Genomic DNA, 13946 nt, shown 5'->3' with positions numbered 1-13946 from the left:
CCTGGAGGCCCGTACGTGCGGCAGAGAAGCCATACACGTGGGACGCGGTTCATGAGGCTGCGGGTACTGCACCGGCGCCGCGCAGAGTCGACAGACGCAGGCCCAGCGGCGCCACCCACCAGCAGTAGGTCCAACACGGCCGACATCATGGTTCGGCGTCGTGTAAGTCTCCTGCTTCTGATGCGCATCCGAATCCTTCGTGAGTGCTCTGCTGATCAGTCAAAGACCCGCGGAACAACCCGTCGACCGCCCTGATGCCAGGTCTCATCACCCTCGCCCGAACGCGGGCTCAGCCGGTCGGCCCTTCACCGTACGAAGTGCCCCCGCAGGACGAGTTGGCGCCGGGAGGAGCGGAAGGAGGAGGGCCGAAGGCCGGGGGTGTGGGCTGATGCCGCGGCCGGGCCTGCTGGTACAGGTTGGGGTACGGAGGTTGGTGGGGGTACGCGAGCGGCGCGGCTGCGGCGGCGGACTTGCTGCGGTGGGAGCGGATGGTGAAGGCGGCCACCGCTACGCCGATGAGGGCGGCTGCGCCGATACCGAGACCGATCCAGAGGCCGGTGCTGTTGCCGGAGGCCGGGGCTCCGGCGGCGGTTTTGTCAGCGTTCTTTGAACTTCCGGTCGCCTTGGAAGGTTTGGCGGAAGGGCTGGGGCTCTCGGCCGCTGCGAGATCGGGAAGCGGGTACACGTCGGCCGGCCCCGGGTCGCCCGGGGTCTTCAGGGCGATGCGGGGACGGATACAGCCGTAGCCGACGTAGTCATTGCGCTTGGCACCGCTGGTCGGGCCGCCGGCCGTGTTCAGCATGACGCGGAGAACCTGATTGTTAGTCCAGTCAGGGTGCTTGGACCAGATGAGAGCGGCGGAGGCGGAGGCGATGGCAGTGGCGTCACTAGTCCCGTGAGAGTTGCACAACTGCGTTCCGCCTGTACACGCGTGGACCATATCGATACCTGGCGCCGAGAGGTCTACCTGAGCACCATGCTGGGATTCTTCAGTCTTTTTTATCTTCTTATCAAGCGCCCCGACGCCAATGACACCAGGGGTCGCCGCGGGATACTCCAGACCGTTCTCTTTGTTTCCACTGTTTCCGACTGCAGCAAAAACTAGAGACCCCTTTCCAATGGCATACTTTACCGCCTCCGAAAGCTCCCGCGAGCCAGCTTCATCGCCTTGCGAAATATTAATAACCTTGGCACCATTATCCGCCGCAAAGCGAATACCAGCGGAAACATCTTCGCTGAAGTTCACACTCCCGGTTACACCATTAACCTTTCCCGTATCGCCCCTCAGCCGAATGGGTAAGATCTTAGCTCCCGGAGCGAGCCCGAAGGCACCATCACCTCCACCCGATTTTCCCGTTCCTGCAATCAGGCCAGCCATGGATGTCCCGTGACCGTCATAGTCAACCCGCTCATTTTCACCCCCTGTCGCCCCATTGGCTTTTCCGAAGTTATCCCTCACGCGAATGGGGAGAATTTCAATTGAAGGCGCTAACAAAAGGCGCCTCCCCCCATCTCCGGAATCGCCCGCCCCGGCGACGAGGTCAGCCATCCCGGTCCCATGATTGTCGTAATTGGTGTACTCATCACCTGGAGAGTCGGCCGCCAGATCTTTCCCTTTAAGTACACGCCCTCGGAGATCAGGGGTTGACGCATCGACACCTGAATCAATAACGGCGACGGTATTGTTTCCTCCCGTACTCGACGCCCATATCTGGTCGGCCTGCATCACGTCCAGGTGCCACTGCTTCGCACGAACAGAGTCCGCGGACACAGGGCAGGGCTGGCGCCCACCAGCAAGGACGCCGCTACCGCGGATACGACGGTTCCACGACGGATGGCCGCTGCACTGATGGGCATGCCTCGCTCGCAGGCGGGACGGAACGAGTTCACCTGGTGGGGCCGCCCTGGTTCGGAGCGCCACCGTAGGGCGAGTTGGTTTCTGGGCCGCCCGGCGGCGGAGCGTAGGGCGCGTACGACGGCTGCTGATAGGCGGACGGCGGCTGGTACGACGGCGGGGCCGAGGCCGTAGCCCGGCGGCGACGGGAGCGGATGACGACGAAGGTCACCACAGCACCGGCAAGAGCCGCCACGAGGACGCCCAGGCCGATCCAGAGTGCGGTGTTGTTGCTCTGGTCGTCAGCTATCGGAGGAGCAGCAGCGGGCTTGTCGCTTTCCTCGGCGCTGTTGCCGGCTTTGGACGGCTCGGCGGCGGGAGCCGGCGACGCCGCTGCGGCAAGATCGGGGAGCGGGTAGACATCGGCTGGGCCGGGGTCGCCGGGGGTCTTCAGAGCGATACGGGGGCGGACGACCCCGTATCCAACGTAGTCGTTGCGTAGTGCGCCACTGGTCGGAGCGCCGACTGTGTTGAGCAGGACCCGCAATACCTGGTTATTGGTCCAGTCCGGGTGCTTGGACCAGATCAGCGCGGCGGAAGCGGAAACGACGGCTGTGGCATCGCTGGTGCCACTGGTCTTGCATAGTCTCGTGCCCCCGCTGCAACCGTGCACCATGTCCACGCCTGGGGCAGAGAGATCGACCTGCGGGCCGTACTGAGAGAAATCCGCCTTGTGCAGGTCCTTCCCAATCGCCCCCACGCCGACGACCCCCGGGGTCCCGGCAGGATACTCGATCAGGTTTCCTTCATCAGCACTATTCCCCACAGCCGCGAAAATGAGCGCGCCTTTATCCAAGGCATATTTCACAGAATCTGTGAGCTGTCGCGACCCCGCATCCTTACCAATCGAAGCATTGATAACTTTTGCACCGTGGTCGACCGCAAAGCGAATCGCCACAGACAAGTCTTCATTGAAATATTTGTTTCCTGTCGCCCCATTCACCTTACCGGCTGTATCCCTCAGGCGAATCGGCAGGATTTTTACTCCCGGAGCGAGCCCGAAAGAACCACCACGTACATTTCTGGTTCCGGCGATGATGCTCGCCATCCCAGTCCCGTGATTATCGTAGTCCGTGCGCTCATCTCCCGGGGAATCCTTCGCCAGATCCAATCCCTTGAGGACCCGCCCCTGAAGATCTGGGATGGATGCGTCCACGCCCGAATCGATAACAGCTACGGTGACGTTCTCCCCCGTGCTCAATTCCCACATCCGCTCAGCCTGCATCGCATCCAGGTACCACTGGTCCGAACGGACAGAGTCCGAGTACGCAGGACTGGCGCCCACCAGCAGCAGCACCGTTGCGGACGAGACGGCAATTCCACGACGGATGGCCGCTGCACTGCTGGTAAGCATCCGATTCCCTTTTTCTGGTTTCTGCTACTCAGTCGATCACCGGCGGGACAACCCGTCGGTCACCCTGCTGCCAGGTTTCCTCATTCTCGACGAGGTAATCCGGACGTTCCCGCTCATCACCGCTTGGGTCTCCGGCTCTCGGACTATGGGAAGCCCCGCGACCTACCTGTCCAACTCCTCGGCTGCCGTCGCCCATTGCCGTACCCCGCACCAGACCGGTGCCACCGGGCGTAAAGGGGCGTGTGCCCGCGCGACCGGGCTGCTGGGGGCGACCCCCCACGATGCCCCCTGTCTCGCCCGCCAATCGGCGACCGCCGACGATCCCGCTCTGGCCGCCACCCCCGGCCCCGCCCATCCCGGCGCCGTGTCCCATCACTCCGCGACCGGCGTGAGTGCCCTCGCTGCCGATCACAGTGCCGCGAGGAAGGCCCCCCGCGGGACGCCCAGATGTCTGAGCGGCCGGACGGCCACCCACGATTCCGGTGTCCCGGGACGGCCTCCCCATGGGTCCTGCCACCGGGTTCCCTGTGGCCGAAGGCATCGGTGGACGAGAGATACCTGTTGCCCTGCCGCCCGCATTCGTCGACGGAGCCTGCACCGTGGTTCTGCCACCGATGCTCGGCGGCAGAACGGCAGGCGTTACAGGCAGGCCGCCATCGGGCTTAGCCAGGCCCGGCACTTCTGGCTGGTGCACGGAAGGATTCGGTGCGGGCTTGGGCGGCGTCGCGACACCATCGATCTCCATGTCCACCGGGCGCGACACAGTACCGCCTACGGGAGCGGTCACGCTTGAGTGCGCAGTTGAGGGTGCTGCCGCCCCACCAGGCGATTCGTAGCCAGCTCCGGGCGTCGAAACATTCCGGGGCATCGCACCGGCGGCGCCCGCTGCCGCCCCCCCATCAGAGACATAGCCATCGGCGTGGTCGCGTCCCGTCACCGGGTCCGGCGCGATCACCTTCGGCGGCGGCGGAAATTCCGGCTTCTTCAGGGCGCCGATTCCATCCACCGACTGGTTGTACGCCTGAGAGAGCTTCGTCATCTCCCTGGCCATCGCGTCCTTCTCCGCACCCAACTTCGTCGCGAGTGCTGACGCGTCCGGGTCGTTCCGTGCCGAGAGAGCCGCCTTCAGGGTCGCCTCCGCACCTGGCTCGGGCTGAGGTGCTGCTGCCTTGGCTGAAACGATCGCCTCAGCGGCTTCGCCGAGTCGCTTCGACGCCTCCCTGCTGTACAGGCCCAGACGCAAGGTGGCGTTGGCCAGGTCGGCGCTCCAGGTGCGGAACGAGTTCGCTCCGGCACCCTTCCAGTCCACGATCTGCGGACGGATCTTCAGCTCTTCGCCGATCCTGTCGATCTCGGTCGCCGCGCTCAACAAGCGGTCAGCCGCGGCCTGAACAGCCCCGCTGTTAGCTTTCTCCAGCCACGCACTCATCTTCTCGTGCGGCATGCCATCGAACGATGTCGTACCCATCTCACACCCCCGCTTTTACCGGTGCCGAACCAATGATCGCGGTCATCAGGTGCCCGCGACGCCCGCCGTGTCGCCTTCCGTCGGCTTCGCAACCGCCGACTGCCCACCGGCAGGCTTCCCCTCCTCGGGGACCGGGTTGTACACCCCGTCGTAGTGCTCCTGCGTGTGGCTCTTGATCGCGAGCATGCGGTCGCGAATGTCGTCGTCAACATTCTCGTAGCCCTTGTGCGACGCAAGGACCGCGATGCTCAGACCCTCTATAGAATCCGACAGCAGCTTCGAGAGGGTTTCCAGCTCCGTGACGACCTTCTTGTACGAGGCGTGCAAGCCGGATGCCTCTGCCCACGCGGGGTCGCCGAACTGAGTGTCACCGATGGTGACTTCGCCCAGCTTCTTCGTGTCTGCCGGAGAAGCCTTGAGGTCGCGCAGGAGTTCATCGATGCGGTCGCGGAACTTCGTGAACGACGTCAGTTCGGTGACCAGTTCGCCCACGGCGTTCTGGGCCACTGCGCCGATGGCCCCCATGCCACCCAGCACACCCAACGAATACGCCGAAGACTCCGCCCCCGGATCACTCTGTCCCACAGCAACCTCCCCCGTTTAGCAACAGTCGATTGACGCTTCGACTTCAGCCTCGGGGTTCACCTTAGCCAGCCACGGTGACAGTGTGCATCTCCGGGTTGCACCTGCAACCCGGATCGCATCGGATCACGCCAACCGTGCAGGGCTCAGGACTTGGGCGCCGCCACCGCCGCCTGGGGGCGGATCGGTAGGCGGTTGATCGGGCGGCCGGTGGCGGCTCGTACCGCTGCGGCCACCGCGGCGGGGGAGGTCACCACGGGGATCGCGGAGGCGGGCTTGGCGCCGAAGGGGGCGACCACGTCTCGTTCTTCGATGAGTTTGACGATGCGAATGTCCGGCGCGTCCAGGGCGGTCGGCAGTGCGTAGCCGGTGAGGTCGGGGTGACGGATCAGGCCGCGAGCGCTGCGGAGGTTCTCGGTGAGGGCGGCGCCGATGCCCTGGGTGATGCCCGCCTCGATACGGGTGGCCAGTTGGGACGGGTTGAGGATCCGGCCGACGTCTTGGGCGACCGCCATCTCCACGACCCGGACCGAGCCGAGTTCGATGTCCACGTCCACCACCGCGCGGATCGCGCAGAAGGCGAGGCCGACGAACGCGTCGCCCTGGCCGGACTCGTCCAGGGGTTCGGTCGGGTGGGGGCGGCACTGGGCGGTGGCCCAGAGTTCCTTGCCGTCCATCGCTTCCGTGACGGTCGTGGACAGCACCCCGTCGTAGGAGGTGATCTTGCCGCCCGCGATCTGCAGCAGTTCCGTGGACATGCCGAACTTGTGGGCCAGGGGCTGGAGAAGCTGCGTACGGACCATCTTGGCGGCACGTTCCACGGCTCCGGCCGAGACCCAGGTGTGGCGACCGTGCGTGGCGGGGCCCGCAGGGGGCTGGTCGGTGTCGACGGACGCCACATGGACCTCTTCGATGCCCAGCGTCTCCTGGACCACCTGGCGGGCGAGGGTCGAGAAGCCCTGGCCCGTCTCCACCGCGGCGCAGATGACCGTGGCGACGCCGTCGTGAACCCTGACGGTGGCCGTGGAGACCTCGTCGGCGCCCTCCGCTCCGAGCATGTGGACCATGCCCAGCGCATAGCCGACGCCCCGGCGCACCGCGCCGGGCTCACCCGCGCCCTCCGGGCCGCCGGGGAGCAGCCAGTCGTCCTCCGGGGCGTCCTTGGGAAGGGCGGGGAGGGGGAAGTCGCGTACGGAGGTGAGGAGTTCGGAGACCGGTGCGGGACAGGTCACCGTCTGGCCGGTGGGGAGGATGTCGCCGGTGGACAGGACGTTGCGCAGGCGCAACTCGGCCGGATCGATGCCGAGTTTGGCGGCCAGCTTGTCCATCTGGCCCTCGTAAGCCGCGCAGACCTGCATCGCGCCCTCGCCGCGTACATGGCCGGACGGCGGGTTGTTCGTACGGACCGCCCAGCCCTCGATGAAGGCGTGCGGGACGACGTACGGGCCACAGGCGAACGCGACCGCCGCGGCCAGCGACTCGGACGAGGCATCGGCGTACGCGCCCGCGTCGAGCAGGATCTGCGCCTCGACCTTGACCAGCCGGCCCTCGGCGTCCGCGTGGTGGCGGTAGCGCAGGAGCGTCGGGTGGCGGTGGGCGTGGCCGAGGAAGGACTCCTCGCGGGTGGCGGCCAGTTTGACCGGGCAGCCGGTGCGCAGGGCCAGCAGGCCCAGCGGGAGCTGGAAGCCGGGGTCCTCGCGGTCGCCGGTCGCGCCGGGAACACCGGTGACGACGACCTTCACCCGGTCCGGTTCCAGGCCGAAGCAGGCGGCGGCGAGATCGCGGTCGGTGTGCGGGTCGGTGGAGGCCGTGTAGATCTCCACGCCGCCGTCGGGCCGGGGCACGGCGAGTCCGGCCTCGGCGCCGATCGGGGCCGGGTCCTGACGGCCGATGCGGTACAGGCCCTCGACGATGACCTCGCCGGTGACCTCCGGGTCGCCGTAGCACAGCGGGATGTGGCGGATCAGATTGCCGTCGGGGTGCAGCGGTTCGGCCTCGAACGCCTTCTCCGGGTCGGTGACCGGTTCCAGGACCTCGTACTCGACGGCGATGGCCGCGGCGGCGAGCCGGGCCGTGTCGGGGTGGTCGGCGGCGACCGCGGCGATCGGCTCGCCGTGGTGGCGGACCAGGTCGGAGGCGAAGACCGGACGGTCGACGACCCTGCGTCCGTACGCGCTCTCCCCCGGGACGTCCGCATGCGTGATGACGGCCCGTACCCCCGGCATCTCGGCAGCGCCCGAGGTGTCGATGGACAGGATGCGGGCGTGCGGGTGCGGGGAGCGGAGGACGGCCGCCCAGAGCAGGCCCTCGGCCCAGAGGTCGGCGGCGTAGGGGAAGGTGCCCTCGGTCTTGGCGCGCGCGTCGGCGGGCGGGAGGGAGACGCCGAGGCCGAGTGCGGGCGGCTCGGTGTCGGGACCCTCGACCGATGGGGCGGTGATCCGTGTGCTGGTCGCGTTGGCAGCGGTGGCTGCGTCGTTGCTCACGCCATGCCTCCGTCCTGCGAGTGCGGCTGGACACCACCGGCGCTGGCGGCGGCCTGATGCGGAATACGGGCCTCGTCGGACTCCGGGGACGGAGAGTCCGACGAGGCGGGTCCGGCGTCGGCCTCGCGGTCTGCGATGACCTCGTTCACGGCGTCGAGGACGCCCCGGTAGCCGGAGCAGCGGCAGAGGTTGCCGCAGAGTGCCTGACGCGTCTCCAGTTCGCTGGGGGCGTGGTTGCCCTCCAGGAGGTCGTGGATGGTCATGGCCATACCGGGGATGCAGAAACCGCACTGGACGGCACCGCATTTGGCGAGGGCGCGCTGGACGTCGGACGGCTCACCGTCGACGGCCAGGCCTTCGACCGTACGGACCTCGCTCCCGGCCGTGGTCGCCGCCGGGACCAGGCAGGAGGCGACCAGACGGCCGTCCACCTGGACGTTGCAGGCGCCGCACTCACCCTGCGAGCAGCCGTCCTTGGCACCGGCGAGGCCGAGGCGCTCACGCAGCACGTAGAGCAACGATTCGCCGATCCAGGCGTCGGTGACGGGGCGGTCGGCGCCGTTCACGTGCAGGACGTAGGAGGTGGCGGGGTGCTCGCTGGGGACGTCGAGGGGCTGGGCTTCGGCAGGTTGGGCTTCGGCGGGATGGGCTTCGAGGAGCTGGGCTTCCGGGAGCTGAGCTTCGACGGGTTCGGTTCCGGGCGGCTCGGCCTCGTGGGACCGAGCTTCGGAGATCAGCTCTTCAGGGGAGCGGGCTTCGATGGGATGGGCTTCGGCGGGATGGGCTTCGGAGGTCTGCGCTTCGAGCGGTGGGGCCTCCGGCAGTGATGCCTCTCCCGGGGTGCCGCCCAGGGGCGTGCCGGAGTCCGTGTCGGCTGTCGTACCCGGCTCGGAGTCGGGCACCGCGCCGGTCGGCGGCTCGGCCGGGCGCTGCTCGGGCCGACCGTCGACCGCCGGAGCGGCGGGGACCTGCGTGAGGTCGACTCCGAGAGCGGGAGTGTCTCCGGCAGCGGGCGCGGGGCCGTCCTGCGCGGCGGTGACCGGTGTCTCCGATGCCGCCTCGGGGACCTGCGGGGACTCTCCGTACGCCACGGAAGACGTCGCGGAGGACGCCACGGAAGACGCCGTGTGCGTCGTGGGAGGAGATGCGGGTGCGGTCTCCGGGGATGCTGCGGAAGGCGTCGTGGAAAGCTGCGCATCGGGTGCGGAATCGGCTTCCGGCGCGTGCTGCGGCTCGATGTCCGCGCCGGGGGCCGGCTCCACCGCGGGCTCGGGCCCGGCCTCGGGCTCCGCGACCGGCTGCTGTGTCGCCCACGGTGCGGGAGCACCGCCCGGCAACGTGGCCGGAGGAGTCCGGTCCGCGTACCACTGGGAGGCCAGGGCCGAGGCCGCGAACTCGCCCGACTCCTCCGGGAGGTCGCCGTCCGCGACCGGAATCGTCCACTGACCGGTGTGGCCGGACTGGCCCGTGTGGTCGGCGTGTCCGGACTGACCCGTGTGGTCGGCGTGATTGATGTGACCAGCCGAACCGCCATGCCCAGCCGAACCGCCGTGACCGACCGGACCACCGTGGCCGCCATGGCCGCCATGGCCGCCATGGCCGACCGGACCACCCTGATCACCGTGGCCGATCGCACCACCATGGCCGCTGTGGTCACCGTGGCCGACCACACCACCGTGGTCGATGTGACCACCGTGGTCGGCGTGACCACCGTGGTCGGCGTGGCCGCCATGTCCGGTGTGGCCACCGTGGTCGACATGACCGCCCTGGTCGACATGGGCCGCGTGGTCGGCGTGCCCGCCGAACTCCGTGGATCCGGCGGCCTGCGCGGACTCGGTGAAGTTCCACTGGCCGGTCGCGGCCTGCGTTCCCGGGTACTGCTCCTGCTGCGGGTACCCGTACCCGTACTGCGGCTGCTGGTTCGGGTCCGGCCAGTGCACTGCGCCGGGTTCCGGCTGCTCCGCTCCCGTACCCCGCTCCTGGCGGCCCTGTGGCTGTACGACCCAACTGCCCGTGGCCGCCGGGTCGAGTCCGGCCGCGGGTGTCAGCGGCACGATCATCGGCGGTACGTAGCCGTGGCCGGGCGCGGCCAGCGGGATGTTCGCCAGGTCCTCCGGCGGCAGGTGGACGAAGGCGGTCGCCTCGGCGTCGTACTCGCCGCCCTGCGGCGTCGGCTGCCAGCCCCCGTGCTGCGGCTGCTCCCGCTGCCCGTGCTGTTCGTTGTGTTCCTCGTTGCTCACGACAGTGCCCTCCCCAGCGCGCGTCGGGCCAGCGCGGCGACGGTACGCCGCAGATGCAGTACGGCGGGGGGCAGCGGTGGTGCCTCTCCCCCGTCGGCAGGCGGTGCCTGGTCCGGGATGCAGGCCGCGGCGACGTACTCGCCGAAGGCGGCCAGCGCGTCGGGGGCCAGGCCCCGTTCGCCGTCCCAGTCGATCAGTGAGGCGATCCAGCGTTCGGCCTCCAACGGGCGCAGCGGCATCGGCGCGATGGCGCCGACCGCGCAGCGCACCCCGCGCCGGGCCGGGTCCAGGACGATCGCGACGGACGCGGTGGCGCGGCCGGGACCGGTGCGGCCGGTGGCCTTCAGGAAGACCTGGGGGGCGTGCAGCAGCGGTACGCGGACGAAGCCGATCAGTTCGGCGGGTTCGAGCATGTCGCGGCCGGCCAGCAGGTGCGAGACCGGGATCTCGCGGCGGGAGCCTCCCGGGCCCACGATGACGAGTTCGGCCTCCAGAGCGGCGAGCACCGGCAGGGCGTCACCGGTCGGGGCGGCGGTGGCGATGTTCCCGCCGAGCGTTCCGGCGTTACGGATCTGGGGCGGGCCCGCGGCGCGCGCGGACGCGGCCAGAGCGGGGATGAGGGCGGCGAAGTCCGGCCGCCCCATGCGTGCGTGGGTGAGTCCGGCACCGAGCAGGGCGTGGCCGTCCTGGTAGTGCCAGCCGCGCAGCTCACTGATCCGGCCCAGGCCGACCAGTCCCGAGGGGCGCAACAGCCCCTTGTTGACGGCCGACATCAGGTCTGTTCCGCCTGCCACAGGAACGGCGGCGGGCATGGCGCCGAGTGCCGCCACGGCCTCGTCGAGCGAGGCCGGCAGCGTCACCGACTGCGTCGCCTGCGGTGCGTGCGTGGTCAACCCAGCTGCCCCTTCCCGGTGTCCCGGCTGTCCGGCTTGTATCGCCGTACGGTACGTGCTCAAAGCCTGGACGTGGCAACTCTGGCACATCTTCCGATCGGACCGACGCGAGGGTCCACGAAGGGCATATCCGTCCCCGACCTGGGGGTTGATCCCGATTCGCCCCGCTTCCGTGCGGAGTGTGAATCGCCGCTTCCCGGCGGGCCCCCACGGGTCGTTCGCACTCGGGCGGCTCCGTTCCGACAGGGCGCGTTCCACCGGAGGCGCGGACCGGTGCGGCGTATCGGCGGGGCGCGTACGGGTACGGGTGCGGGTGCTCCGGTGAGACCTACCCGTGGCGGCGCATACGGGTACGGGTGTTCCGGTGAGACCTGCTTGTGGCGGCGTGTCCGCGGCGCGCGTATCAGGTGAGGCGTACCCGTGGCGGCGTGTCCGCGGCGCGCGTACCGGATGACGTGCGTCGGCCGTCACGCCCTCTCGGAGCGTGACGGCCGGTCCCGGAGCGCGCCGGGATCACACGTTCGGGGGCGGTCCCTCAAGAGGGCGTCCGAGGACCCCGGGGCGCTGCTGCCGGGGCAACGGGCCCGTCGGTGGCCGGTAATCGACGCCGAGGGCGTCCAAGCGGGCGTAGTGCGTGGTCATCCGGCGTTCGAAGTCGGCGTAGTCCCGTTCCGCGGGGGCGGGCAGGGGCGACCAGGCGACCTCCGCGAACGCGGCGAGGCGCGGGAAGACCTGGTAATCGACGCGGGCCCGGTTCTGCATGACCTCGGTCCACACATTGGCCTGGGTGCCGAGGATGTGACGGGCCGCCTCCTCCGAGAGGCCCGCGGGCACGGGTTCGAACCGGTAGACGTCCTCCAGGGTGCGGATGAACCCGATGGGCATCGGTTCGTCGGGTCCGCCGTCCTGACGGTGGTCCAGGTACACGTGCTGCTCCGGGCACATCACGACGTCGTGACCGGCCTCGGCGGCCGTGATGCCGCCGCCGTACCCCCGCCAGGACGACACCGCGGCGCCCGTCGGGAGACCGCCTTCGAGGATCTCGTCCCAGCCGATCAGACGGCGGCCACGCGCGGTGAGCCAGGTGTCGAAGTGCCGGATGATCCAGGACTGCAGCTCGTCCTCGTTGGCCAGGCCGAGTTCGTCGATCCGCGCCTGGGCGGCCGGGGACTCCTTCCACTGGTCCTTGCGGCACTCGTCGCCGCCGATGTGGACGAACGGCGAGGTGGCGGCGGGGAAGAGGTCCAGGACCTCTTCGAGCACGCCCTCGAAGAAGCGCAGGGTGTTGTCAGTGGGGGCGAGTACGTTCGCGTTGATGCCCCAGGTGTCCCAGACGGAGAGGGTGGTGGTGTCGATGACGTCGGTGTTGCCCAGTTCGGGGTACGCGGCGATGGCGGCCTGCGAGTGTCCCGGGATGTCGATCTCGGGGACGACTTGGATATGCCGCTCCGCCGCGTACGCGACGATCTCGCGGATGTCGTCCTGGGTGTAGTGGCCGCCGTGCGGGGTCTCGTCCCACAGCTCGGAGGCCCGGTGGCCGTGCTTGGTGCGGGCCCGCCAGGAGCCGACCTCGGTGAGCCTCGGGTAGCGCTTGATCTCGATGCGCCAGCCCTGGTCGTCGGTGAGGTGGAAGTGGAAGACGTTCAGCTTGTGGGCCGCGAGGAGGTCGAGGTAGCGCAGGACGTCGTCCTTGGGCAGGAAGTGCCGTGCCACGTCGAGCATCATGCCGCGCCACGGGAAGCGGGGCCGGTCCTCGATGTCCGTGGCGGGGATGACGCGCCGTGTGCCGGGGTCGACCGGCGCGCGGCGGAAGGCTTCCGGTCCCAGGAGCTGGCGGAGTGTCTGTGCGCCCCAGAAGACTCCGGCGGCGCTCCCTCCGGTGATCTCGACGTACCGGCCGCCGGGCCCGGTGGACAGCCGGTACCCCTCGGGGTCCAGAGCCGGGTCGATGCGCAGCCGGATGGTGTGCGCGGTGTCCTCGCCGGCCGGCGCGAGGGGCAGGGCGAAGGCGGCTCCGAGCGTGGAGCGCAGCCAGCGTTCGGTGTCCTCGGTACCGGGGGCCGCCGTGATGGTGGTGAGCGGGTCCAGCGGGAATCCGTCCTGTTCCGCCGCATCACCGGAGTCAGCCGCGTCGGCGGCGTGCACGGGTGCCGGGATCAGCGCCGGGATCAGTTCCATGGCCATGGCGTCAGTCCTTTACCGCTCCGCCGAGTCCCGAGACCAGGCGGCGCTGTACGAGTACGAAGAAGACCAGCACGGGAATGGTCATCACCGTCGAGGCTGCCATGATCCCTCCCCAGTCGTTCTCGTCGGGTTTGAAGAAGACCAGCAACGCCATCGGGAGCGTCGACTGGGAGGTGTCGCTGATGATGAACGACTTCGCGAACAGGAAGTCGTTCCAGGTCGAGATGAACGAGAAGACACTGGTCGCCACCAGGCCCGGGAAGACCAGCGGGAAGAGGATCTGCCACAGGAAGCGGGCGCGGCTGGCGCCGTCGATCCAGGCGGCCTCCTCCAGCGCGTCCGGGACGGCCTTGACGAAGCCGCGCAGCATCCAGATCGCGAACGGCAGCGAGAAGGCGAGGTGCGGCAGGATCAACGAGCCGAGCGTGTTCAGCTGGCCGAAGTCCCGCATCAGGAAGAACAGCGGGATGGTCAGTGCCTCGACCGGCACCATCTGCGCGACCAGGAACATGATCAGCAGTGTGGTGCGGAAGCGGAATCTGAACCGGGTCACGGCCGTCGCCGCCAGGAAGGCGATCAGTGCGGAGGCGATGACGACCGTTCCGGCGACGATCAGGCTGTTGAGGAAGTACCGCCCGAAGTCGTGCTGTTCGAAGACCCGGCGGAACGAGTCCAGGGACGGCGACAGCGTCCATGGGCGCGGATCGGTGGACTGGATCTCGCCGGCCGGTTTGAGGGCGGAGAGCACCATCCAGTAGAGCGGGAAGGCGACCGCCGCGGCGATCAGGAGGGCCGCGGCCTCGGCGGCCGGCCGTCCCGGACGGCGGATGCTCAGCATGCTCCGTGCG

The 13946-nt window shown here is 68.9% G+C and carries 9 protein-coding genes; all 9 read right to left on the bottom strand.

Annotated elements, in window-relative coordinates:
* Positions 1-289: 289 nt before the first annotated feature.
* The 9 genes from ACIQCZ_RS06960 to ACIQCZ_RS06920 all read right to left on the bottom strand — a co-directional run bounded on the left by ACIQCZ_RS06960 (position 290) and on the right by ACIQCZ_RS06920 (position 13936).
* Complete coding sequence (locus ACIQCZ_RS06960; RefSeq protein WP_402281244.1) at positions 290-1726, bottom strand: S8 family serine peptidase; 1437 nt, start codon at positions 1724-1726, stop codon at positions 290-292.
* Between the two features lie 160 nt (positions 1727-1886).
* Positions 1887-3248 (bottom strand): type VII secretion-associated serine protease mycosin, encoded by a 1362-nt coding sequence (mycP, locus tag ACIQCZ_RS06955; protein ID WP_402280352.1) that lies wholly within the window; start codon positions 3246-3248, stop codon positions 1887-1889.
* Between the two features lie 28 nt (positions 3249-3276).
* A complete protein-coding gene (locus ACIQCZ_RS06950; protein WP_402280350.1) occupies positions 3277-4716 on the bottom strand; it encodes a WXG100 family type VII secretion target in 1440 nt (479 codons plus the stop codon).
* A 45-nt stretch (positions 4717-4761) separates the two neighbouring features.
* Positions 4762-5241 (bottom strand): hypothetical protein, encoded by a 480-nt coding sequence (locus ACIQCZ_RS06945; RefSeq protein ID WP_402280348.1) that lies wholly within the window; start codon positions 5239-5241, stop codon positions 4762-4764.
* A 203-nt stretch (positions 5242-5444) separates the two neighbouring features.
* A complete protein-coding gene (locus ACIQCZ_RS06940; RefSeq protein WP_402280347.1) occupies positions 5445-7781 on the bottom strand; it encodes a xanthine dehydrogenase family protein molybdopterin-binding subunit in 2337 nt (778 codons plus the stop codon).
* Positions 7778-10021 carry a 2Fe-2S iron-sulfur cluster-binding protein gene (locus ACIQCZ_RS06935; RefSeq protein ID WP_402280345.1) on the bottom strand — a complete coding sequence of 748 codons (2244 nt, stop codon included), beginning with the start codon at positions 10019-10021 and terminating at the stop codon, positions 7778-7780. The genes ACIQCZ_RS06940 and ACIQCZ_RS06935 overlap by 4 nt, the downstream gene beginning before the upstream one ends.
* The gene (locus ACIQCZ_RS06930) at positions 10018-10914 is read right to left on the bottom strand and encodes an FAD binding domain-containing protein (RefSeq protein ID WP_351073509.1); all 897 of its coding nucleotides are present in this window, start codon (positions 10912-10914) and stop codon (positions 10018-10020) included. The genes ACIQCZ_RS06935 and ACIQCZ_RS06930 overlap by 4 nt, the downstream gene beginning before the upstream one ends.
* Before the next feature lie 513 nt (positions 10915-11427).
* Positions 11428-13098 carry a beta-N-acetylhexosaminidase gene (locus tag ACIQCZ_RS06925; RefSeq protein WP_402280344.1) on the bottom strand — a complete coding sequence of 557 codons (1671 nt, stop codon included), beginning with the start codon at positions 13096-13098 and terminating at the stop codon, positions 11428-11430.
* A gap of 4 nt (positions 13099-13102) precedes the next feature.
* Entirely contained in the window at positions 13103-13936 is an 834-nt protein-coding gene (locus ACIQCZ_RS06920; protein WP_391744076.1) for a carbohydrate ABC transporter permease, read from the bottom strand.
* Positions 13937-13946 lie beyond the last annotated feature (10 nt).

Source organism: Streptomyces sp. NPDC093149 (assembly GCF_044754145.1).
In the GTDB taxonomy this organism is placed as follows: Bacteria; Actinomycetota; Actinomycetes; order Streptomycetales; family Streptomycetaceae; genus Streptomyces.
This window is presented reverse-complemented; position numbering and strand designations above follow the sequence as displayed.

Bases quoted from the DNA above. Each gene is read 5' to 3' on its own strand.
- ACIQCZ_RS06960 (WP_402281244.1), bottom strand. From the start codon at position 1,726: ATGCAGGCCGACCAGATATGGGCGTCGAGTACGGGAGGAAACAATACC.
- mycP (WP_402280352.1), bottom strand. From the start codon at position 3,248: ATGCTTACCAGCAGTGCAGCGGCCATCCGTCGTGGAATTGCCGTCTCG.
- ACIQCZ_RS06950 (WP_402280350.1), bottom strand. From the start codon at position 4,716: ATGGGTACGACATCGTTCGATGGCATGCCGCACGAGAAGATGAGTGCG.
- ACIQCZ_RS06945 (WP_402280348.1), bottom strand. From the start codon at position 5,241: ATGGGGGCCATCGGCGCAGTGGCCCAGAACGCCGTGGGCGAACTGGTC.
- ACIQCZ_RS06925 (WP_402280344.1), bottom strand. From the start codon at position 13,098: ATGGCCATGGAACTGATCCCGGCGCTGATCCCGGCACCCGTGCACGCC.
- ACIQCZ_RS06920 (WP_391744076.1), bottom strand. From the start codon at position 13,936: ATGCTGAGCATCCGCCGTCCGGGACGGCCGGCCGCCGAGGCCGCGGCC.